The sequence below is a fragment of the Blastopirellula sp. J2-11 genome (assembly GCF_024584705.1).
Classification (GTDB): Bacteria; Planctomycetota; Planctomycetia; order Pirellulales; family Pirellulaceae; genus Blastopirellula.
In genome coordinates, this window is sequence record NZ_CP097384.1 from 4,593,764 (window position 1) to 4,617,346 (window position 23,583).

Sequence of the window (23,583 nt, forward strand, 5' to 3'; positions counted from 1 at the left end):
AAACGCTCAAGATACCCGCGCCGGGCGAGAGGGAAAAGCCGCGGGTGCTTTTCCCAAGTGGTCGAGCGTAGCGCCAGCAAGTGACACGTCTGGTCACGCGCGAGAAGAAATTTGGACGAACGAAAAAGGGGGCCAGACCCCAATTTTGCAGCAAAACTGGGGTCTGGCCCCCTTTTTCGTTCCGACTATTAGCGGACTAATTCGTCGTAGACAGCGGCGGTTCCGGCGGCCATGCTGCGGTCGGAAAAAGAGTCGTATTGTCGCTGGATCGCCGCTTGGCGAAGCGCCGACCAGTTGATTTCTCCGGAAACGACCGCCAAGATTTTTTTTGTCAGATCGTCTGCGTCGCCTGGCACGGCGAGCAAACCGTCGACTTCCGGCTGGATCGCCTCGCAAACGCCTTCAACGTCGGAAGCGATCACCGGCACGCCGGCCGCCATCGCTTCGAGCACGACCATCGGCAACCCTTCGCCGAACAGGCTCGGCAACACAAACAGGTCCATCTCGAAGAGCTCGCGATTGACCTCTTGAGTGAAGCCAACCCAATCGATCGCATCTTGGAGTTTTAATTGGTCGACCAGTCGCCGGATCTCACTTTCATACTCGAGCGTCTCGAAAGGACCTACCGCACGCAAACGGACCGCATATCCTTGGCTGCGCAGATTGGCCAGCGCTTGCAACAAGACTTCGATTCCCTTGCGCGGGCGATAAAGCGCGACGCAGCCCAACGTCCAAGCGCCAGCGGGAATCTCGTGTAGGGGAACTTCGGCGAGCGGCGGCACGCCGTTGTGAACCACGCGAACTTTGTTGGCGGCGACTTTCAGTTGCGCCATGTGTCGGCTCAAACTGTGAGAAACCGTGATCAGGCGATCTGCCCTGGCCATCGCCATCGATTCAACTTGCTGATTCACCCAGTTGTTGAAGCGGCGCGTCGAGTCGCGCGAAGTGGGACTATGCACGTGGTAGACGAACTTCGTTTCGCTTGAGCGGACGGCCAACATGGCCAATAACGCCGTTCGCGGCGTGTGGGCATGGACAATCTCGTACCCTTCGTCGCGAATGAGTCGCGCAACGTCACGAGCCCGCCAGAGATCAAAACGATGTCGCATCGCCAGATCAAAGACCTGGCTTGCTTCGGCCTGTCGCGACGTGAGGAACTTGCCCGGTTTGACGCAAGCAAAATCGGCATGATAGCCAAACTCCGGCAGGCGAAGTCCCAGCAAGTCCTGCACGCGCTCGGCGCCGGAATAGTGCTCTCCGTTGATCAGATGCAGCACTTTCACCGTGCGAACTTCGGCTGCGTGCGCAGTAGTCGCCGGCGGCACGGCGCTCGAATAGGCGCCGGTCAGGTTGTCAGCAGCATGCGAAGAAAGCGGGCCGTCCATCAGCGAGAATCCGAAGGAAGTTATCAGTCCGCTGAAATATAGAACTCTGGCGGCGCATCGCCCGGCGATTCTCGCGATTCTCCGGTTATAACGATTATCGGGGAGCAAGTTAGACTATTGCCACAACCCCATCAGGCTACGGACCAGTTCCGGCGCTTTGGCGTAAGCCAGATATCCGCCGGCGACCAACATGCCAATCGCCGAGAGCCAGAGGCAAACATCCCACGCAACTCCGGGCGCAATCCGTTTATCACAGCGGTAGTAGCGGAAGTAAAGCGCCGCCGCCGACAGCATCGGCAACATGATCGCCTGCATCATGCCGCTGAAGATCACCAAAATAGTCGGGTGGGGATAGACGATGTAAATCACCACGCACAGCAGCGGGAAAAAGCCGCACAAAAACTTGACTCCGCCGCGATAGGTCGCGTCCCCTTGTCCGAGCAGGCCAAAGATCTGCAGGCCATCGGCGTTGACGCGAGCATGACATGCGTTCGCTACGAAGAACGTTGAGTAGAGCACCGCAAACGCGCCGAACAAAAAGAGGGGAGGCGCATAGGCGCCGAAAACCGGTTCATACATCACGCTCAGCGAGCGGATCATCTCCGAGCTTTCCGGAATCAATTTAATCCGCCCCAAGATCGCGGCGCCCAGCAAATAGAACGCGATGGTCGCGAACGTATAGACGATCATCGAACACCATGCGTCGCAGCACATGACCCGCATCCAGCCAGCGGCGCGCTGTCCCCACTCGGGCGAATCATCGCGCGGCCCGACAAATCTTGCGTATCCTTTTTCAAGGCACCAGTAGGGATAAGCGATCAACTCCGTCGCGCCGACGCCGATAATGCCAAACGTCGCCAGCGCGGTCATGAGCGGCGAGACGCCGATCGCTTCGTTGGCCGGCGTAAAGCGGAAACTAAGCCCCCGCAGGAACTCTTGCGGAGTCACCGCCCAATCGGGATTGAGTTGCAGCGCCAGCAGATTGCCAACCGTCACCAGCGTAAAAGATGCGACCAGCACGGTCGAAATCGTTTCAATAAAGCGGTAGCGTCCGACCAGCAACAGAATTGCGGTCACACCGCCCAAGACAGCCGCCCAGATTTCGTCGTCGATCGGTTCGACGTTTTTTTGAATCGCTTTCAGTTCGTCTTTGCTCTTGGTCAATTCCGTCAGCAATGTCGCGGCTTCGGCGCTATCTGGCTTATAGTTCAGCAACTCTTTATTGGCGGATTGAATCGAACGACGCAGCGCGAGATAGTGGGCGCCTTGCTCGTCCAGATCTCCTTCCAACTGAGCCAGAATCGTCTGCTGACCCGCTTCTTCTTCTGGGTCGTCGCGATCTGCGGCCCGCGTGATCAAGGTTTCGGTAACGCGAATCCGCGTTTGCAGATCGCCAAATTCGTTGTAGTACCGTCCCTTTTCGGTCAGTGGAAGTCCCATTTGCAACGCTTGGCCGACGCCGCCGACAATGCCGCCCAACTGAGCGATGCTCGCGGCGGTCATGACAAACCAATAGATCATCAACCAGTTGACCCGTGCCGGCGTCACCAACCGGTACGAGATCGCCGGCCCCGGGACTTCGTTCATGCCGTACAGCGCGGTGTTGCCGCTAAAGATGGTGTAGCGGCCAAACTCTACCTGCACAAAGACTTTGATCACGCAGCCGATCATGATCAGCCAGAGCAGCCAGAATCCGGCTTCGGCGCCTGCCTTGGTGGTTGCGATCAACTCGCCAGATCCAACGATCGATCCAGCCACGATCAGACCCGGCCCAATCCGCCGCAAGATAGCGACATAGGAAGTGGGGGGCGTTTCAATACGGAGCAAGTCCTCTTCCAATTGTGAAGAGGAATCAGCAGGCGAGGTACTCAAGCGGGGGCTAACTTCAGAAGGCGCGTTTCAAGAGGTGACCACCACGCGCAAAGATTTGCGGCGGTTGCGAACCTACGAGACTAACGCATGGGCCCCACTTTGGGAAGAATAAAATGCTGCACTGCCCGCTTAAGGAAGCGAACTTCCCACTTCATAATACTCGTCGTCGATCATCAGCTCAGAATCGACCGTTTCGAGCACTGTGGTCGTTTCACTGCTGCTGCTGTACGAGACAGGGCTGAACGCCGAGCCGGCTCGATGTCCGTAGGCGTGGGATTCGTCGTAGACAGCGTAGCAATAGTCGTTGGGATGAGCGCACATCGTGCACCCAAATCCGGCGCTAATCGATGACGCGGCCATCAGGATGGCGAGCAATTTTTTCATTGCGTTACTTCCACGAATCAAAACTGGCGAACAGGACGCAATCGCAAGGCGCCCTTACCAATTCGATCGGCAGTTTCCGATTGTGGAAATTAGAGAACTTATTCCGGTTGTACCGATTTCTCGGAATAAACGGTGCGTCGCCCCCCCTACGCCGCTTGGCGATTACCCCGCAGCGCCGCCCAAGGGATCAAATCGGCCCAGTTCGATAGCATCACCGAAGCCGGGATCGGCGCGTGACGGCCGATTGCTAGCGTTGACCAGCCTGCTTTGGCTGCGGCCTTCAGTACGCGCGCGTCCGCACTTTGCAGAACGCAGACCGAGTCCCCAATCTGTGCGCGAAGTCGTTGATACGCGAGTGCGTCTCCGCCGTCGCAACCTAGTTCCCACGTGGTGACGACTTGGTCAAACGCTTTGGTCCAAGCATGCTCACGGCAACGAGAATCGACCGTTTGCGTCGTTTCCCACAGCGCTATCAATTGAACCCCGTATTGGCGAACGCGATCCAAGATCTGCAAGATGTCAGGCGACGGCTTTCCGCCAGACTCCAGTTCGGGGAACTTGCGCGATGCAGCGCGCCACAGTTCGTCGACATGCCCGTTGGAGAGTCCCTTAGCGCACAGATACTCTTTCATCGCGTCCCAGTAAGGACGCTCACCGCGCCAAATCGCGGGCAAATTTTGTACGGTCCACTGGTCAAAGAACGCGGCGAAATCGGCTTCCTCGCGCCGACCTCCGACCAATTGAAAAAGCCAACGCTGTCCGACGGTTGCGTCAAACAGCGTATTTTTTGGATCGATGACGATCGTTAACCGACTCGTTAAGCCGGAACCAGCCGAAACGATCGTTTCGCCGGCGAACCCTTCTGCATCTTCCATCGCGAGCGACTCCATTCGCTGCGTTTGAAAATTCGCCGGCCTACCCGAACCAGGCGAAGATCTGCGGGGCAACTTTGCGAGGCCGCTTGAATCGGCGCTGACAAAGTTTATCCGACTTGATTCATCGTCTCCATTCGCTGCCGCAGATGAGGCGTTTCACGAATGAATCGAACGACATCCTGCCATTCGAGATCGTGTGAACGCATCGCATCGACAATCGTCAGCGAGTGATCCCAGTCCTCTTCATCAACGACCGACAAGCGGACGTCGGCACATTCCAACTCGCTCGGAACCGGCAACAGATGCTGCGGGAACCAATCGGGTCGAGTCGATATCGATCGGCTAATGTCGGCTCGTTCGGACGAATCGGTGACAATTTCATCCGCTTTCAGAATCGCTTTGGCGCGATACCATTCCGCGAACAGTCCTAGCGGAGAAGCGACAGCGGCACATCCGTCTAGGTGACGATAGCCGACATAATCACATTTCTCAAACATCGCGGCGGTGGTCAGCAAACGATCAATCAGCGCCGGATCGACAAAGGGGGTTTCGATCGGAATGCGAACAACGCCGCGCGGCTGATATTCGCGGACTGCATCGGCGAAACGACCGAGCGAATCATGCTTGCGGCTAATATAAACCGGCGTATCGCTCGGGATTAGCGGCAGCAATGCGCCCGTATCCGCATCGTCAGATAGGACCACCATCACGCCGTCGACATGCGCCTCGCCGACGCGGCGAATGATCCATTCGACCAGCGGTTTGCCGGCAATGAAACGTTGAGCTAACCGAGAGGGAACAATTCGACTTCGTTTCCCGGCGTCGAGTCCTGCAGCGCTGACGCTGTCTTGGTCGACGGTATCGATCTGCAGAATAGCAAGATTCTTCAGCATTTCGGCATCCTTGTAGTTGTTGCCGGTGAATAAATTGAAACCGTCGTTCCCCGCGGTTAGTGTAGCAGTCTCGCCAAAATAGGGTCAAGAGTGACAAATTGCCTAGATTTCGCGTGGCAGTCCTAGCACTTCGTAGATTCGTGTATCTTCCAGCGTGTTGGCGACAAATTGGGCGCCGGAAAAATCATGATGCCGACTATGATCGCCTGGAGTCGCGACAACAAACGCACCGGCGGCGATCGCTGCGCGACTGCCGGTGTGACTATCTTCGAGCACCAACATTCGCTCCGGCGCAACCCCCATCTTCTCCGCCGCTAGCAAATAGATTTCTGGGTTTGGTTTGCCATTCTCGACATCGGTCCCGCACAGCAAAAATCGGAGCCGCGGCAAAATCTCGAACGTGCCCAAAATTTTCTCCGCCATCGGCCGCCCAGAACTGGTCGCAACCCCCTTGGGAACTTCCGCTTGCTCTAACGCGTTCAATAGCGCTAACAGCCCCGGCATCGGCGCTAGATGCTCGTCCAAGATCACCTCGAAGATTGCATCCGACTCGTCAGCCAGAATTTCCGGCGTAGCGTCCAACTCATGCCATTCGATCATGATGCGAAAGGCGTCCCGCGCGGGGCGCCCCATCATCGCGTTGGTAAGCTCTTGCGTTAACTCATGCCCGCGCCGCCTCAGCAATTCGTAGGAGACCTGAGGATATAAGAGTTCGGTGTTAAACATGAGGCCGTCCATGTCAAAAACAACGGCCTCGATCTTACTTTTCGCCCGCGAACTCATGCTATTTCCTTGCTCCTATTCTACAAACTTGCTCGGCAGCTTTGCCATCCACGGGGCCATTGTCGACTTTGCGCCCCATGGAATATAGGGGAGTTGAGCCATGGGGCGGAGTTGTGCCCCACTGCGAGAATGCTAGAATTCAGAGCTTCCCTCGGCAAAATGTCGACACTCTACCGATGACTGAAATATGGGGATGTGGCGAAATTGGCAGACGCGCTAGATTTAGGTTCTAGTTCCTAACGGAGTGCAGGTTCGATTCCTGTCATCCCCACTACGGCTGATCGACGCTCGACAGCCGTTTTTTTATGCGCCAATCGATAAATCGCATCAGCCATCGCCTATGTCTATCGCCAAGATAGTTCACCTGTAAATTTTCTTGACGAATTTCGTCGTACATCTATTTGAGGGGGCGAGGACATCTTCCGAGGGGCGGTAGATAGCTGCTTGCACTTTATTCATAATATGCAAAGTTAGAACGAAACGTATAAGGTCGTATTACCTTGTTAGCTTGCATCGACTGCTGTCGATTGTCGAGCTCATATTTACCCCCCGCGTTAGACGCAACACGAATCGGAGCCACTCTTTTATGGCGAAAAAAGCCGCCGCCAGCAAAGGCAACAAAGCAAATGCAATTCGCAAGTACAAAGCAGAAAACCCGTCGGCCGGACCTTCCGCCATTTCTGATGCGCTGAAAAAACAGATGCCTGGCGTCACGCCGCAGTATGTCAGCACCATTCTTTCGATGGATAAACGGAAAAGCGGCGCGACCAAGACCGGCGCTCTGACCGTCGACGATCTGCTGAAGACGAAAGAGTTTGTGGAACAAATCGGCAGCATCGCCCGCGCCAAAGAAGCGCTCGAAAAGCTCGCCAAGTTGAGCTAAGCGTCTATCTATCGCGGTGCGTCATAAGACGCATCGCGATCGCTAACGCGCATTTGCATCAATTGCTTTTGGGCGATGATGCGGACATCCGCATCAACATCATGCGCCAACTCAATCAGCCAAGTCTGTCGATCTAACGTCGTTTCGACCGATAATTCTTTCGCGAGTCGTAGTCGCTCTTCGACTCGCGGACTTGTCAATCGTCGCGCCAACTGCAACTCAAACGGCTGAAACCGCCGACTCAACAGTTCTTCTTCGGCCAGTTCGACAATCTCCGGCCGCGTATCGTGTAACCAGTGCATGACATCGATATCGGCTAGTTTTTTGAGATCCATCGGCGGACTAGGCCGCGCCGATTCTGGCAGCAATCCAGGCGTCATCCCCAAGGCTCCGGCAAACCCGGTTGGTTCTCGGCCGCCTTGTGGATCAATCGGCTTACTGGTCAGCGCGGCGGCGGAAGGAAATCCGCTCGGCGGCCGAATTTTGTCGGCCACTTTCACGCCTGGATTAACCGGGGCTACCGGCAGGTAACCTCCTGGCGCGGTGGCGACCTTTTCAGGCGGCTGATATTCGAGCGGTAAGTCCTTCTGCTTGTCCGGCGAAAACATCGCGAGCGCCGACACCAAAGGACGCGGCTCTATCATTGGCGTCGCCGCAGCGGATCGTCGAAGTATCTGGTCAATCGCCTCATTAAATCGCCGCGTCTGGTCAGGTTCGAGTCCAAGATTCCAATTAGCGACATCCTCGGCCATGCTGACGGCCGCTAGACGTGCAGTTGGGGCAAGCTGGTCCCAGCGTGCTTCTAGTTCTACGGCGATATCTATCATTTCTTGTTGATAGCGAAGCGCCGCTTGATTGCGCCATCGACTTCTCTTTTGTTTCAGTACATTGGTAGCCGCCAGCGCCAAGGAAGCGCGATTGCTGTTCAGAGCATGGACCAAGTCTTGTTCCGGATGATTCGAAACTTGCAACTGACGGCGCAAATAGAATTCAACTTCTCCGTCCGGAGCTTGCGCTAGCTGCGCTGCACTATACGACTGGAGATAGACATCGCAGATAAAGAGAACCGCGCAAACTATTCCAATCGCTGCAATCAACAGCGAGGCGAGCCCCTTCCAGCTTGATAAAACTCGATACATTAACCGGCCTAACTGTGGCGTATGAGAGCGATGATGATATCGAGGCCGCCGCTGGCGACAAGGGCGATTCATTGCCGGCATTGCTAGCATTCGAACCGGAATCGTTCGTAGGGGAGAGTTTGACTGAGGATTCCCCCCTCCCTGAACCGAATTACCATCAGGATCGAAACAGCTTAACAGTCGGCGAGGTCGACCTGCTTCCGGGGGACGTATGACGCGCAGAGTCCGAGATGCATTTTGCATCGCGAACCAAAGACATGTACGTGCGGCACGCTGGTGCACGGCGATGGCCGTGATGATCGGTTTTGCGAGTGCGGCTTTGGCGCAAGAATCAGGCAGCTATCCGAACGAAACGGTCGCCTTTAATCGAGGGGACCGGGACGCCGCGATTCGCGAGATCCCGTTTGGTAAGCTGACCGTTCAGGCAGGCGACGACATTCGCCAAGTGGTGACCAATCCGAGCATCTTCCGCCGTTTGCCGGTACAAGTAATCGATTGCGATCCCGATCTCTACTTGTTAATGGTTCGATATCCGGAAATCATCGTCAATATTTGGCGTTTGATGGGAATTACGAATGTCGCAGTCGAGCGAACCGGGCAGTTTTCATTTCACGCCAAAGATGGCGCCGGAACCGTTAGCGACGTCGAACTGGTCTACGGCAATCGCGATACGCATATCATGGTCGCCGACGGCTACTACGAAGGCCCGCTGGCGCCTGGCAAAGTCGACGCGAAATGCGTGCTCGTGTTAAAGACCGGATATGCTCCGAACGAACTCAACAAAACCTTCGTCTCGAACCAACTGGACGTGTTCGTCAAATTCGAGCATAAAGGGGCCGACCTGCTGGCCCGCACGTTGCACCCGCTGATTGGTAAAACGGCGGACGCCAACTTCGCCGAGACGACGGCGTTTCTCGGCAAGATCTCGAAGAGCTCAGAAGACAACATCGCCGGCATCCAAAATCTGTCGCAAAAATTGACCGAAATCGATCCGGCGCTTCGCGCGCAGTTTGTCCAAGCGACTAACCGCGTCTACGAGCGCAGCTTGGCCGCTCAGCAGCAACTTTCACCTCAGGCGAATACTTCGTCTCCCAGCGAAGGCTCTCCGCGGCCTTTTGTCGCCCAACAAGACAACGGCATTCGCCCTCTCTCTGCCGAATCCCCGCAAGAACAAACAATCGCCCCGGTCGAGATCGCCGGCCCCTTTCCGCGCAAGCGAACCGCCGATCTACGTCGTTAATACGACGGTAGAGAAGTGGACAGGACAAATGTGTAGAGAGTGTCCGGTCGTCTATTCGACCGACCAATCGAAGTCGCGCCTCGCACGGCGATCTTCACCGCGAATCGGTTACAACCAATTCGCAGTTAACCCATGGATTGAACATAAATCGATATCCAATCGCTCCCCCAAGCCTGTCGCGGGAGCCAGGTAATCCGTCGCCATCACTGCAAAGTCTTTACCGGATACAAGGAAGCACAAAGACTTTTGCAATCCTTGATTCCAAGACCATGATCGCCTTCCTGACGTGGAATTGCTTCCTGTGGACTGTATCGTCGCCTTTCGCTCTGCGAAAATAGCGTTTGCACAACGGGGCGCTTGCCGAGGAAGCGCCAGCCAAAGCAGCGACTCTTCGAAGCAACGTCAGAGCTGACGCTACTTTCGCCGGAGCGAAAGGCGACTATTTGTGGAGCCCAGGATCGCGTTAAGAACGATCCGCGTGTGCGGAAGCTTGCGACAGCGCCATCTCTTTAATCGCTTTCAAGTCGAGCTTGCCGGTTCCGAGCAGAGGCAGTTCCGGCACCTGATAAAAAGCGTCTTGACCCGGAATGAAGATATTGGGCAAGCCGCGGGCGACCAACGCTTCGCGCAGTTGCTCTGGCGACTTGTCGATCTCTGTGTAGAGAACGATGAGCCGCTCTCCCTTTCTGGCGCAAGGAGCGGCCGAAACGGCGAGCCGCGGTTTTTCATCTTCGGTGGGGCCCAGCATCGTATTCAAGGCATCTTCAATCTGAATGTGGGGCACCATCTCGCCGGCGATCTTTGAGAAACGGCTAATCCGCCCGGTGATGCAAATGAAACCATCTTGGTCGATCACCGCCATGTCGCCGGTGGTGTACCAGTCGTCTTGGATCACCTCGGCTGTTTTCTCGGGCAAGTGAAGGTAGCCCAGCATGACGTTCGGCCCCAGAATCTGGAGCATCCCCTGCTGATCGGATGCAAGCTCTTCCTGGGAGTCGAGATCGACAATCCGCGCCGAGACGTTCGGAATCGGTCGACCGACGGTCCCTTCTTTACGATCGGGCTGAAAATTGTCAAACGAGCGACTGGGAGGAATATTGCACGAGACGAGCGGCGAACATTCAGTCGCTCCATAGCCTTCGACCGGGCGAACGCCGAAGCGCTGCTCAAACTCGTCGCACAGGTCATGGGGCAATTTCTCGGCCCCGGCGATGACTACTTCCAGCGAGCGGAACAAATCAGGATCGACGCGTCGCAAAAAGCCACGCAAAAAAGTCGGCGTTGAAAACATCAACGTTCCGGCGTATTTATGGGTCAACTGACCGATCTGCTTGGCGTCCAGCGGGCTAAAGTGGAACGCGCCGGCTATGTCGAGCGCCAGCACCGGCCACATCGTCAGCGTATAGCCGAACGAATGGAAGAACGGCAAAATGCCGATCATCATATCTTTGCTATGCAGATGCCCCATCTGATCGACAGCTTGTACGTTCGACGCGATATTCGCCTGCGTCAGCATCACCCCCTTCGGCTCACCGGTCGAGCCCGAAGTAAAGATGACCGTCACCAGATCTTCCGGTTCGATTTGGTTCAGGCCCAATTGCCAATTCAACACTCGACTAGGCGTTAAAAACGCAGCTGCGCCGCAGGCGACTTTATCGAGGGTCGTCGGCTTCGTCTTCAGATCTTCCAGCAAGACAATTTCGGCGTCCAGCTTGTAGTCAAACTTCTCCATGAACTTGCGGCTGGTCAGCACATGCTTAACGCCTGCCTGACGAATGCAGGAATTCAAAACGTCGTTGCCGACGGTGTAATTCAAATTGACCGTCGTCCGACGATCGAGCGCCAGCGCGGCGTTCACAACCACATCGGCGCCGGTGGGCGGCAACAAAATGCCGACCATCGGCTCTGCTTGGCGATCGGCCAAAACATGACGATTGAGCAAACGCCGCATGACCATCGCGCCGGCCAGCAGTTTGCCGCCGGTCAGATCAACACCGGTCGAATCGGCGACCTTGCGAGTGAAGAGCCGCTTCTTGCAGGCTTTGATAAACGACTGAACTGGAGGAACAACCCGGTCATGCCGCGCAGCAAACGCATGAGAACCAAGTCGCTGAACCGCCTGGCGAATTTTAAACACGTCGTAGGGCGCCTCTATCGGTTTGCCAAAATGAATCGAAATCGGCGTCCGCCAACCTTGCGGACGCTTCCAAAAGAACTTGCCGCCAGAGAAGCTGAAAATGCTTCCCCACAGCTCGTCAAGAAAAACGGGAACGACAGGCGCATCGGTTCCTTGCACCAACTTCATGAGGCCACGTTTGAAACCTTGCACCTGACCGCTGCGCGTGATGCCCCCTTCGGCGAAGATGCAAACGAGTTCGCCATTCTTGATCGCGGCGTTCCCAACACGCAAGGCTTTTAAGATTCCCTTCGGGCCGTTGTCGATCATAATCGCGCCATGCCATTCGGCGAACTCGCGGGCCCACTTGCTCTGAAAGTTCCCCGCCCAAACAAACATGCGGACAGGGCGACTGCTGGTCAGCAGCAGCAAGATTCCGTCTAAAAAAGTGACGTGATTCGAAACGAGCAACGCGCCGCCGTTGACCGGTAAATTTTCTCGGTCATAGACTCGAATGCGATAACAAGTTTCGCTGGCGAGCCAGACGAAAAAGCGAATCGTCGGCTGAGGGATAAGCCGCAAGATGTACCATAGCACCGGCACGGTCGCGATTCCACAAAAGAGGAAAATGAAACGAGACGAAAGGAGCGGCAAGCCGGAGGCCTGATGAAACACGGCCGCCGCCAATTGCTTGTCTTCCGGAAATCGAGCGAGCTGATTGCTGCGATCGACCAGATCTTGAACTTTAAATCTCTGGGAAAGTTCGACCCAAAGCAATTCAGCGATCGATTTTCGGCGCTCGTCATCCGTAGCGGCGAAGCGGTCGATCTGCTTGAGAGTAATCCGCGTTCCCTTTCCTGCTTCCCACTCGGCCTGGTGCGCCGAGACCTGAGCCGCGAGTTGGCTTTCAAACTCTGGCGATCCTACGTACTGGGCCGCTTCGACATTTTGCAGCGAGCCTTCACGTATTTGCCAGCGCATTCCCATAAACATGATCGCTACGATCATGCAGCCGCTGAACGTGAGGAAGTTGCTGGCGGCAAGCACCACGCCCCGCTTCCGCGGATCGCTCCTGTGTTGCAAGAACGCCGCCAGCGGAACCTCGAACAACCCGGCGAAAACGCCCAACGAGAACAACAGCGCGCAGGTGATCCCATAGGTCGCGTTGAGCGTCTCGTCTGGATTGATGATCGCGCCATGCACAAAGGACAAAGCCAACGAACTGAGCGCCATGCCTGCGGCGCCAAGCGGCAAGATGCCGAGTTCGACATGTCCTTGCGACCAATATCCTGCCAAAACGCAACCGACAGCGACGCCAGCGACCAGAGCGATCAACAACGGCCCGACCTGCTGCTGCGTCGTCGTCCCTCCCTCACCGGCGAATTGATCGATATTCATCTGGGCGAGACTCGCCAACGACCAGAAGAACGCGGTCCCCAGCGCAACGCGTAGGATGGCGCGATCCTCTCCCAGAACGCGCAAGTTGCGAATCGTCTCTTTGAACGCCGCGACAGGACTCCAAGGAAATTTCAAGTTGCTATTCGCTACCGGCAGCGGTTGAATCAGCAAACTCGCTCCTACGCCAACCAGCGCCGTGCCGATCAATATCGCCGCCGCCAGTCCGATGTTGGTCATGCCCTGATCGGTCCAATCGCTGAGCGAATTGCCGACAAACGTGCCGACCGCGACGGCGATGACCGTCCCAAGTCCCAAGATCCCATTGGCGGCCGAGATATGTTTCATCTTCAACATCTCGGGAACGGCGCCTAGCTTGGCTGGCCCGTACAGCGCGCTTTGCGCGCCCATCAAGAAGACGGTCGCCAACAACCACCAGAAACTATTGGTCAAGACAAACACGATTCCGAGCGCCATGATCGCGACTTCGGCCCATTTGCACCACACGATCACCGTTCGCTTGCTGTAGCGGTCCGCCAGATAACCAGCATGCGCGGCGAACAATATATAGGGCAGCACAAAACAAGCGGTGCCGGCCATCAAGACCGAAGCGATATTGGTGGCGGCCTGCTCTTTGCCGATGCCGATGACGAACCAGCGAAAGATGTTGTCGTTCACCGCACCCAGCATCTGGGTAACGACCAAACCAAGAAAGCTGGCGGACCACAGATCATCGCGCTGGGCGTCGCTTTCCGCTTCGCTTTCGATCGAGGACACGGCGTCAGAATTCATGAAAGATAGCTTCAGATAGGTTCCGCAATTTAATCCGGTAAGTTAGCCGATTCGCGTCAATCCACCTAGTAGTGGGTAGCGGAGAACTTGGCCGTTAACGTAGACGCGAGATTTGCATCCTAACTAGCCAAATGGGCGCCAATTTAAACCACTTTCCCCCAGCGCGCATCCCCAAGATCGAACTGGACGCCGTATTCAGACCGAAATATGCCTGCGATCGTCACCTTCGCAATAACCCTGCCCCCAGAGAATCGGCTGAAATTCACCGGTCGCTAGCTCGATATTTATAGACACATCTGCTCACGTGCCCGACGACTGAGAGCCACCCTATGGAACTGAATCGCAACCAATACTTCATGATCGGCCTGATCGTGCTTGCGCTCGGGATCCAATTTCGCGTCATCGATTCTGTCACGTTGACAGCGGAAGCAAGCTCGTTCATCGCCAAGCGGATCGTCAAGCAACAAGCCGAAGCCGGCGAGATTCCGCCCGCTTTTGTGCCTGCCGCCGAAAAACAGGCCGGCAACAAGCGAACGATCAATCCGCCAGAATGGCTCGGCTGGGCGCTGATATCGGTCGGCGGCGTTTTGATTTTGCATAGCTTGGCGATGCAAAAGCCTAGCTAACGCCGGTTATACGGCAAATTCGACCCCTGATTCAGTTCTAGATAGTCGCGATAGGGGGAATAGGTACGAATCCGGACCCAGTCCACTTTGCGCTCGAAGACCCCCTGACCAGGCACAATGATGCGCACCTTCACCAGCCCGTTGGGGCTGAGCGTATCATCAATCTCGGGGTTGAGCCCCTGATACCGCAGACGGACCGAAGCCGTGCCGCCGGACGACTCGAGCTTGCCTCCCCAGCGACCTAAACGGGTCGAAACGACGCCGCGCTGCGACGGTACCGTATAAAAATCGTGACGCCGGAACGCGTACAGTTCGGCGTCGTATTGCCCCTGGAGATCCATCGAACGCCCAAATTGATCCCGGGCATCGATCGTCAACAGCAGCCCATCGGCGACGATGTCGTAGTCCCAATTCTCGAGCATGGCGCTCACGCGAAGCGACGACAGTCGGGGGACGTACGTCTCTTCTTCTTCGTAAGAAACCTGGCGAACAGGCCGTGCGACGATTTCAGAGCGCAAGCGAATCTCGGGCTCGGCCAAATCAATTTGCTGCTGACGCAACTGATCCGACGAAATTGTTTCGCCATCCACGCTGGCCGACTGGATACGATCCCAATCGATCGGACGAACGATCCGAACTCCTGAATTGCCCGTCGCCAGCCAGAGCTGAGAATCGTCTGACTTGGCCGAAACCGCACCGGTGAGCGAACGGCCACTCTCCAACAGAACGGTGATTTCAGACCCGCTTGCCTGCGTGCTGAGCAGGATCAACAGGGTCAAAATGGACGTAAATCGAAGGTGCATAACGGAGACTCGGCGAATTCTGGCGGACAAAAGGTCTTCCGTGCCAAAATGCAACCACGGCGCCAAAGCATCCAAGCGAGCGGCGTCAATCAACGTAAATCGTTTCAAGCATTTATCTTACACGCTACAGAAGTCGATCTCCAAGAGAATTCGCTGTGGCGAAATAACAACCCTGTGGCGAAAACGCCACGGCCACGCGCCGAAAAGCGTGTCCTAAAATTGAGACATCGCACCATTTCTAGCGCACTCCTACCGGTGGTTTCTCTGATGTTACGAATGCTAGGCATCTTCGCCGTCTTGGCCCTCGCCGCCCTGCCGTTTGTCGCCAGAGCGCAACAACAATCGCAAGCTGCCCCCCCCATCTTGGCGCCAGACGTCGAAGTGGTGACCGACCGCGCCAGCGCCCAAGCAGACGAGAAACGCCGTCGCAACCGCGTTCGTGAAGGGACTCGCGTTACCGACAGCGTCGGCCAGTTCGATTGGGTCGGTGACCGACTGCGATTTGTCAGCGAGGACGGTTCGCAAGACTTCCAGGTTTTGGAGAACCTGACCATGGAACGAGTCGCCCAATCGATGGAACAATCGGCCAGCAAGATCACCTGGACGCTCTCAGGCGTGGTGACCGAATATCGCGGATCGAACTACTTGCTGATCGAGCATGTCACGCTGAAAGGTCGACGTCAGTAAAACCGGCTCCTCTGGCCGAGATTCTGACGGAAGTTGCCTGCTGCTAGCAAGAGGAGGCGTTGACAGCCCCGTCTGCACGAATATCATTTGAAATAACGGGTTACGTCAAATGGCCGATCTGCTTTTGGGCAAGGCGACGGCTAACTGCTTCATTGCCAGCGAGGTGGATGCATGGCCGATCATCGGCGTCTTGGGGTTTCTGAAGTTAGCGGAGTGACTGTCGTCCAGTTTATCGATCGCAAGATACTCGACGATTCCCAAATCCAAGAGATCGGCCAAGAGTTTACCGCTCTGGTCGAACAAGATCAAAAAAAGAACATCCTGCTAAACTTTTCGCATGTTGAATTTTTGTCGAGTTCCGCACTTGGCAAGTTGATCAACTTGGAGAAGCAGGTCAAAGCTCACAGCGGTAAGCTGCGTATGAGCAATATTCGACCAGAAATCATGGAAGTTTTCGCGATTACCAAACTCAATAAATTGTTTGATATTCGTGAAGACGTTCCTGACGCATTGGCGGCCTTTAAGTCGTAATGGCGCTTCCGTCGAATTGGATCGGCGCTCGTTCCGCAAGGATTCGTTTACTGCAGGCAATCGCCCTTTATCTCTATTCTTCATTCCGCTAGTGGCTCGTCCCGCGACTCCTACCAAGTCGCACTCCCGTTACTCCCGAAACCCCCAAGAAACTATGGGAGCAAGTAACAACTGGCTTTGGACTTGTTCGGAAACGATTCCGAGCGAAACGCATGAAGGTCAGCGTCTCGTGAAGCAGCTTCTTTCCAAGCTGGAAGAGCATTCATGGGGCATGTCCGACGTGTTCGGCATCCATTTAGCTGCGGAAGAAGCGATCGTCAATGCAATCAAGCATGGCAACGCTTACAACCCGGAAAAAAACGTTCAGATTGAGATGAACGTCGGAGCCGATCGCGTGTCTCTTCGTATTACCGACGAAGGCCCCGGTTTCAATCCCGTCGAGGTCCCCGATCCGACAGAAGAAGAGAACCTGGAAAACGAGTCGGGACGCGGAGTCATGCTTATCAAAGCCTACATGACTGACGTGCGGTACAACGATCGCGGTAACTCCGTTTTCATGGAGAAAGTCCGCACGCAGTGACGATGTAATTGGTCATTGCGTTCTGATCGTGGTCGCTGCAGCGAACAGCTCTGCGGTCCCAGGCGATTTCGTCGCCCGCGGCCCCCGCTCCTAGCGCATCGCAGCGTTGATTGCGCCAGATCGCAGGGACCGAACTAGCGGACGAACCTTTTCCCCCGATCTCCGGCCAAAACAGGTCCGGGTCGTAGGGAAAATACCGAGCGAAAAAGTCGCCACCAGCATCCCCAGATCAGCCCAAGGGGTGTTGCGTTTCAAAGCGACCTAGCTAAATTAGACTCTTTCAACGATCCCCTGTAGCTCAGCTGGTAGAGCGAGCGGCTGTTAACCGCTATGTCGTAGGTTCGAGTCCTACCGGGGGAGCTGATCTAGTCTGCGGAATATCCGCCGACAATCGAGTTAACGCACAACGCCGAGAGTGAAAGCTCCCGGCGTTCGTCGTTTCTTGGCTTTGTGGCAAGGGTTTAGGGCGATCTGGTGCTGCGAGAGAGTTCTCTCCCGATCGCACACAGGCGGCTGTTATTGGCGCTTCGCCACGCCCACGCGATAGACTCTCTCGCTCTCTGTCACAACGGCCAATTTGGGTTAACAGCCTATTTTGGCTTAGCCCCGGCACGGCGGCAGCAAGGCTTCTTACCTAACCTTCAATTCTGATGCCTCATCCAGGAGACCAGACTCGGCAAGATACGACAGGATGCTGTCGACACATTCTGGTTGCACGGCTCGAGTACTTTCACTCGACTTCAATACTCTGTCCTCAAGGCATTCATAACCACCAGGACCAACCGGTAAGAAACAGCCCGGATGCTTCCGCAACTCGACAATGTCTTCAAAGTCCTTGTCACAAATGGGGACGATGGGGATTTGGGCGTACCGATTAATTTCCATCGAGTACCAGCGAGCGATAGCCAGCGTGTCTCTTTCGGAAGGCCAATGACCCCAATTCCATTGCGTCTCGAGCAGGGCGGACTGGTAAATCTGAGGAACATCCCCATGAGGTCGCGCAACTGGATGAGAGAACACGATTGCATACCATCCGAGGCCCCCATAGCCTCCCTGATAATTGGCGGCCAGAATCGACACCTCCAGTGCTCCGTCCAGCCACCCCTGCTCCTCTAGAGTCCGCTTTAGCAGTGCTAGGTACTTGTAGCCATGCATTGGAGACAAAATAGTTTCATCGGATCCATCTAACCAGCCTCGATTGATCCTAAAAGTTTCAGCGATCCATTCGAGTTGTTCCGTATGGAGGGCAGCAGCCAAACGCTCCGGACTCCCCACAGTTTCCACTGTCCAGTTCCAGTGTGATGGAACATGTTGCAGAAGTGAAATACCTGACAGTCGATGGGCTTCGTAAAGATGCTGAATCCGTTCGAAAACTATCTCAGAAGCAGTTTTCGGCTTTGGGAATAACCTGTTCTTCCAATATTCGTAGACTTCGCCAATCGACAATCGGACTACTTGGCTGGAAATGAGCTCAAAAATCATGGCAATTCCCCGGCTTCAACCGTTAATAATCCAGCAGCGTCGTGGTACGCCGGCTGGAAGATTACCTCAAGAGATGACGCCAGTAAAATGCCAATTTTAGCCATCTGAGCGATCCTCTGATCGATTCAATGTACGGGTCGTATTTGAGAACGACAGCTTTCGTCGCTTTAGCCCTTTGACGAAAGGACTTACATCTCAGAATCGATCAGTTCTGGTACAAATGCACGCTATCAAGTTGCAGTAGAGTTTGTTAGACTCTGCCCGATTCAATTCGGGGGGCTGGTGCTGGTCAAGAGCATGGCCCACACCGAATAAATCCTTCGATCTTGTCTAAGCAGCACTTCCAGGAGAGCTTGTGTCCCGTTTGACTGATCTCATCGCAAGGGCCAAGTCCAAAGACCCACAGTTCGGCGCCGACTTGGAGCGGGAGTTCCGAGCACTATCGTCGCGGCTGTCCTTTGGATTGAATTTTGAGCGACACCGGCCAGAAGCCGTAGAATTGTCGCAACGCCCCGTACGCCGTGGTGATAAGGTGCGTGTGTTGCCTGCCCGCGGCGCGACAGCCAACGGGGACCAGCGGCTTTGGTTGGTAAAAAAAGTCATCAAGGGCGGTAACAAGAAACAGGCTGAGCTTCAACTTCTAGATGCATCAGGAGAAAAGAGCACACTACCGCTGAACGATCTCGTTGTCGTAGCGGAATTCCGCGACACGATCTATCCAGGGCTCGTTTCCACTGGGAAAGTAATGCGTGGTGATGACAAGCCGTGGCACACGGTTATCAATGGGGAGAATTACCACGCCCTCAAAGCACTCACCTGGACGCATCGGGGCAAGGTGGACGTGATCTACATTGATCCCCCCTACAACACAGGAGCGAAGGATTGGAAATACAACAACGACTACGTAGAGAAGGATGACTGGTATCGCCACAGTAAGTGGCTGGCGATGATGGAGCGGCGTTTGCTATTGGCCAAGGAGTTATTGAATCCTGTGGATTCGGTGCTGATCGTCACGATTGACGAAAAGGAGTATCTGCGACTGGGTTTACTACTTGAGCAAGCATTTCCCGAGTGCAACATCTCAATGGTGTCATCTGTTATCAACCCGGCTGGCGCCGGACGTAATTCCGATTTCTCCAGGACGGATGAGTACATCTACTTCGTGCGATTTGGTGAAGCTCGAATTCTTCCTGAGCAACGGAATGAGGAGCGCCGGCCAGTCACATGGGATACATTGCGGCGGAGCGATCTTTCTTCAGTGCGACCAACGCGACCAGGCCAGTTCTATCCCATCTATGTTAATCTCAAAACGCACCGTATTGAGGAGATCGGCGAACCGCTGCCTAGCGATATTCCACGCGAAAGTTGTCCTGAGCGTGCGGGCTGCGTCGCAGTATTTCCCGTCCGTCCTAATGGCACAGAAATGAACTGGGGCATTACTGTCGGGCCGGCGCGTAAACGTTTTAAATCTGGCTATCTCCGCGTTGGGAAGTACACGGCGAGCGCGCCGCAACCGTACGTGATCTCCTATCTCACTGCGGGAATCATCGAAGACATAAGAATGGGGCGTGTTGAGATTACGGGGAAGGCCGAAGACGGATCGGTAATAGCAAGCTATCTGACTGGGCGTCTGGTGATGCCAATGACCACATGGAATAAGCCCTCACATGACGCACAACGGTACGGCACGGAGATCCTGAAACAGCTCATGCCAGACCGTAGGTTTCCCTTTCCGAAGGCTCTCTACGCCGTCGAAGATTGCCTGCGTCATGTCGTTGCTGAAAAACGAGAAGCAACAGTCGTCGACTTCTTTTCTGGTTCTGGAACGACCCTCCACGCGGTGATGCGACTCAATAAGCAGGACGGAGGACGCCGCCGCTCAATCATGGTGACTAACAATGAAGTCGCGCCGGGCGATCAAAAGTCGCTTCGCGAAAATGGCAACCGTCCTGGAGATTTGGAATGGGAGCGATGGGGGATCTGCGAGTACATCACCAAACCCCGCATTGAGGCCGCAATTTCAGGCAGGACGACCGATGGTAAACCGATCAAAGGCGACTACCAGTTCATTGACGAATTCCCAATGGCCGACGGCTTCCAGGAAAATGCCGAGTTCTTCACCCTGACCTACGAAACGCCGGTCGCTGTCAACTACCAATCTGCGTTTTCCCACATAGCACCGCTGTTGTGGATGCGCGCGGGCAGCATTGGCGATCGCATCGAAAACCTGCCCGTCGCGGGCTGGAGTGTAGCCTACAGCTATGGCCTGCTTATCGACCTGGATAAGGGCACGGATTTTGTAAAAGCTGCGCGCAAGACCAAAACCCTTAGAGTTGCTTATATCGTCACCGACGACGAACGACGATTTCAGTCACTTGCACGTCGCCTCACAGAGGGTGTTGAGGCCATCCGGCTATACGAGTCGTATCTGTCCAACTTTGCATTCGCCAACGGAGATGACGCTTGAAGTTCACCCTCAAGGATTATCAAAATGAAGCCGTCCTCGATGTGCTGGACAACATGAAAAAAGCACGCAAGCGCTGGCATGAGGACGCCGACCGCCACGCCTTTTCACTGACTGCCGCGACCGGAGCAGGAAAGACGGTTATGGCTGCCGCCGTGTTCGAGGCCCTTTTTCACGGTGACGACGGCTACGATTTCGACCGCGATCCCGGCGCAGTCGTGCTTTGGTTCAGCGACGATCCATCTCTAAATGAGCAGACGCGATTTCGACTTATGGAGTCGTCCGACCGACTATGGCCCACTGACCTAATGGTCGTGGAAAACACCTTCAACCGCGCTAAATTCTGCGCTGGGAGGGTTTACTTCCTCAACACGCAAAAGTTGGGCAAGAAAAGTCTTCTCGTACGTGGCTTTGATGGCGAAGAAGATAGTGGTATCTTCCCGGAAATCCGACCCGACCTTCGTAATTACACGATCTGGGACACGATCCAGAATACGATTGAAGACCCTGCGTTGACACTCTATTTGGTGCTAGATGAGGCGCACCGCGGAATGGGAACGCAAAACCGTGAGAAGTCCACCATTGTCAAACGACTCATCAACGGAGACGGTGGAGTTCCGGGAATCCCTGTCGTGTGGGGTATTTCAGCCACTGTTGACCGTTTCAACATAGCGATGGACGGGGCGAAGGGCCGCAGCATACTGCCAAATGTTACCGTTGACGCTACTCGCGTTCAGGATTCCGGCCTGTTGAAGGATACAATCGCGCTAGACATTCCCGACGAAGCCACGGGCGACTTCGACACGGTGCTCGTGCGCCGCGCCACCGATAAGCTGCGCGAGTGCACGGAAGAATGGGCGGCCTATGCCGCGCAGCAAGAAAGTGGCGAGACCGTTTTACCGCTTATGGTATTGCAGGTACCGAATACCCCGAATCACAAGGAGATCGGCCGCGCGCTGAGCACAATTTTTCAGCAATGGCCAGATTTGCCGGAAACCTCCGTGGCGCATGTGTTCGGCGAACACAAAACACAGACATTCGGCGAGTATTCTGTACCTTACATTCAGCCGCAACGCGTGCAGGATGAAATATCGGTGCGCATCCTGATTGCTAAGGATGCTATCAGCACTGGTTGGGATTGCCCCCGCGCGGAAGTGATGGTGTCATTTCGCCCAGCGGTTGACCAGACCTACATTGCTCAATTGCTTGGCCGCATGGTACGCACGCCCTTGGCGAGGCGAATTCCTGGTAACGACAGGTTAAATGCTGTGGATTGCTTGCTGCCGAAGTTTGAAAAGGAAACAGTGGAAAATGTCATAAAGGCATTGCGTGAAGGAGGCGGCGACACGCCACCGACTGGCCGTATCCTAATCAACCCAATCGAAATGAAGCCAAATTCGGATGTACTAGAAACGGTATGGACGAAATTTGTATCACTGCCATCTCAGATTCGGCCGCAACGCGGTGCGAAACCGGCTATCCGCCTGACGGCTCTGGCTCATGAACTAGCTTCAGACGGTCTATTGCCCGACGCAGGACGAGAAGCGCACTCCGCCATGCATACGGTACTGGACGAATTTATTGCCAAACAATCACAGGCATATACCGATAAACGCGCATCGGTGATGACGGTCGAAGGTCGCACTATTATTGCCGACCTGAAAAGCGGTGAAACATGTGATGCCCGATTCCAGGCCGATGCAGATGACGCGGTGGTCAACGATGCATATCGTCATACGGCTCGCATCATCAGTCCCGACATTGCCCGGACTTATACATTGGAACGGGCAAAACGAAAGCCGGAGGCAGAAGAAGATTTTGAGGATGCATTGACAGAGGCTCGCGAGGATGTAGCCGCATTGCACTTACTGGAAAATCTGCAGCTCGCGTTCGATACCGAAGCTAAAAAGCTGTCGGACGATTGGCTTGATGAATACTACAGCCACATCAAGAAACTGCCGCACGACCGACAGGATGCCTACCGGCAGATCGTCGCACTGAGCACTGAACCACAGGATGTGGATCTGGCTCGCCCCATATCACGTTTCGAGCCAACGAAAGCGCGAGAGCAAGACGGATCGGAAACGAATATTCCGGACTACGAGCAACACCTGCTGTGTAACGACCAGGGTACATATCCAGCAGAATTGAATCCATTGGAAAAGGCGGTTCTAGCTGCTGAATTTGGCCGGGACGGCTTCCTTTGGTGGTACCGCAATCCCAACCGCCCTAGCCAGGATTCTCTGGGCATCTCGTATAACGATGGAGGCGACATCAAGATAGTCCGACCCGATTTCATCTTCTTCGCTGAACAAGGTGATGAGATTGTGGTCGATATTGTCGACCCTCATGGTTTTCACTTGGCCGACGCTTTGCCAAAATTGCAAGGCTTATCGCGCTATGCTGAAACGCATTCTGACGTGTTCCGACGCGTCGAAGCTATTGCCGAGGTCGGCAGCCAATTGCGCGTGCTGGACCTGAACCGCCCTGACGTCCGCAAGGCCATTTCGGAAGCAACAAACGCAGAAGCTCTGTACAAGAGTGCGGCCGCCGGCGATTATTCTTAGTCGGAAATACGTGGGTGTAAGCTAATCCCGAAATCGTTGGGGATTTTCTCTCGTATAGCGACGCGAATCGCGACTTTTCCGGAGGC

18 protein-coding genes and 2 tRNA genes are annotated in these 23,583 nt (G+C 55.1%); 10 read left to right on the forward strand and 10 right to left on the reverse strand.

Translation table 11 applies throughout. The annotated features are described in order from the left end of the window. Positions 1-188: 188 nt before the first annotated feature. The 6 genes from M4951_RS18160 to M4951_RS18185 all read right to left on the reverse strand — a co-directional run bounded on the left by M4951_RS18160 (position 189) and on the right by M4951_RS18185 (position 6,192). A complete protein-coding gene (locus M4951_RS18160) occupies positions 189-1,385 on the reverse strand; it encodes a glycosyltransferase (RefSeq protein ID WP_262023050.1) in 1,197 nt (398 codons plus the stop codon). A gap of 114 nt (positions 1,386-1,499) precedes the next feature. Beyond that, the gene (locus tag M4951_RS18165; RefSeq protein ID WP_262023051.1) at positions 1,500-3,212 is read right to left on the reverse strand and encodes an Nramp family divalent metal transporter; all 1,713 of its coding nucleotides are present in this window, start codon (positions 3,210-3,212) and stop codon (positions 1,500-1,502) included. Between the two features lie 174 nt (positions 3,213-3,386). Further along, positions 3,387-3,641, reverse strand: coding sequence for a hypothetical protein (locus tag M4951_RS18170; RefSeq protein WP_262023052.1), 255 nt, complete (start codon positions 3,639-3,641; stop codon positions 3,387-3,389). Positions 3,642-3,787: 146 nt separating this feature from the next. After that, a complete protein-coding gene (locus M4951_RS18175) occupies positions 3,788-4,516 on the reverse strand; it encodes a hypothetical protein (protein ID WP_262023053.1) in 729 nt (242 codons plus the stop codon). Between the two features lie 107 nt (positions 4,517-4,623). After that, positions 4,624-5,409 (reverse strand): NTP transferase domain-containing protein, encoded by a 786-nt coding sequence (locus M4951_RS18180; protein WP_262023054.1) that lies wholly within the window; start codon positions 5,407-5,409, stop codon positions 4,624-4,626. 102 nt (positions 5,410-5,511) lie between these two features. Continuing rightward, positions 5,512-6,192, reverse strand: coding sequence for an HAD family hydrolase (locus M4951_RS18185; RefSeq protein WP_262023055.1), 681 nt, complete (start codon positions 6,190-6,192; stop codon positions 5,512-5,514). Between the two features lie 189 nt (positions 6,193-6,381). Here M4951_RS18185 and M4951_RS18190 point away from each other — a divergent pair. Both M4951_RS18190 and M4951_RS18195 read left to right on the forward strand, forming a co-directional pair. Then, a tRNA-Leu gene (locus M4951_RS18190) sits at positions 6,382-6,463 on the forward strand. 315 nt (positions 6,464-6,778) lie between these two features. Next, the gene (locus M4951_RS18195; protein ID WP_262023056.1) at positions 6,779-7,075 is read left to right on the forward strand and encodes a hypothetical protein; all 297 of its coding nucleotides are present in this window, start codon (positions 6,779-6,781) and stop codon (positions 7,073-7,075) included. An 8-nt stretch (positions 7,076-7,083) separates the two neighbouring features. Here the strand turns inward: M4951_RS18195 and M4951_RS18200 are convergent, their stop codons facing one another. Then, positions 7,084-8,214 carry a hypothetical protein gene (locus M4951_RS18200; protein WP_262023057.1) on the reverse strand — a complete coding sequence of 377 codons (1,131 nt, stop codon included), beginning with the start codon at positions 8,212-8,214 and terminating at the stop codon, positions 7,084-7,086. Between the two features lie 286 nt (positions 8,215-8,500). On the opposite strand from M4951_RS18200, the gene M4951_RS18205 reads away from it, so the two are divergent. Then, a complete protein-coding gene (locus tag M4951_RS18205) occupies positions 8,501-9,454 on the forward strand; it encodes a hypothetical protein (protein WP_262023058.1) in 954 nt (317 codons plus the stop codon). A 463-nt stretch (positions 9,455-9,917) separates the two neighbouring features. On the opposite strand, the gene M4951_RS18210 is transcribed toward M4951_RS18205, so the two are convergent. Then, the gene (locus M4951_RS18210; protein ID WP_262023059.1) at positions 9,918-13,757 is read right to left on the reverse strand and encodes an MFS transporter; all 3,840 of its coding nucleotides are present in this window, start codon (positions 13,755-13,757) and stop codon (positions 9,918-9,920) included. A 329-nt stretch (positions 13,758-14,086) separates the two neighbouring features. On the opposite strand from M4951_RS18210, the gene M4951_RS18215 reads away from it, so the two are divergent. Beyond that, positions 14,087-14,383: a hypothetical protein gene (locus tag M4951_RS18215; RefSeq protein ID WP_262023060.1), complete on the forward strand. Its 297-nt coding sequence runs from the start codon at positions 14,087-14,089 to the stop codon at positions 14,381-14,383. Here M4951_RS18215 and M4951_RS18220 read toward each other — a convergent pair. Then, entirely contained in the window at positions 14,380-15,186 is an 807-nt protein-coding gene (locus tag M4951_RS18220) for a hypothetical protein (RefSeq protein WP_262023061.1), read from the reverse strand. The two genes, M4951_RS18215 and M4951_RS18220, sit on opposite strands and share 4 nt — an antisense overlap. Positions 15,187-15,453: 267 nt before the next feature. Between M4951_RS18220 and M4951_RS18225 the strand changes: the two genes are divergently transcribed. The 4 genes from M4951_RS18225 to M4951_RS18240 all read left to right on the forward strand — a co-directional run bounded on the left by M4951_RS18225 (position 15,454) and on the right by M4951_RS18240 (position 17,344). Continuing rightward, positions 15,454-15,873, forward strand: a complete 420-nt coding sequence (locus M4951_RS18225; protein WP_262023062.1) for a hypothetical protein — start codon at positions 15,454-15,456, stop codon at positions 15,871-15,873. 171 nt (positions 15,874-16,044) lie between these two features. Beyond that, on the forward strand, positions 16,045-16,404 hold the full coding sequence (locus tag M4951_RS18230; RefSeq protein WP_262023063.1) for an STAS domain-containing protein: 360 nt from the start codon (positions 16,045-16,047) through the stop codon (positions 16,402-16,404). A gap of 229 nt (positions 16,405-16,633) precedes the next feature. Then, a complete protein-coding gene (locus M4951_RS18235) occupies positions 16,634-16,984 on the forward strand; it encodes an ATP-binding protein (RefSeq protein ID WP_262023064.1) in 351 nt (116 codons plus the stop codon). A 287-nt stretch (positions 16,985-17,271) separates the two neighbouring features. Continuing rightward, positions 17,272-17,344: transfer RNA gene (locus M4951_RS18240), tRNA-Asn, on the forward strand. Positions 17,345-17,614: 270 nt separating this feature from the next. Here the strand turns inward: M4951_RS18240 and M4951_RS18245 are convergent. Next, positions 17,615-18,466 carry a hypothetical protein gene (locus tag M4951_RS18245; RefSeq protein WP_262023065.1) on the reverse strand — a complete coding sequence of 284 codons (852 nt, stop codon included), beginning with the start codon at positions 18,464-18,466 and terminating at the stop codon, positions 17,615-17,617. 355 nt (positions 18,467-18,821) lie between these two features. On the opposite strand from M4951_RS18245, the gene M4951_RS18250 reads away from it, so the two are divergent. Continuing rightward, entirely contained in the window at positions 18,822-20,933 is a 2,112-nt protein-coding gene (locus tag M4951_RS18250; RefSeq protein ID WP_262023066.1) for a site-specific DNA-methyltransferase, read from the forward strand. Then, a complete protein-coding gene (locus tag M4951_RS18255; protein ID WP_262023067.1) occupies positions 20,930-23,497 on the forward strand; it encodes a DEAD/DEAH box helicase in 2,568 nt (855 codons plus the stop codon). The genes M4951_RS18250 and M4951_RS18255 overlap by 4 nt, the downstream gene beginning before the upstream one ends. Positions 23,498-23,583 lie beyond the last annotated feature (86 nt).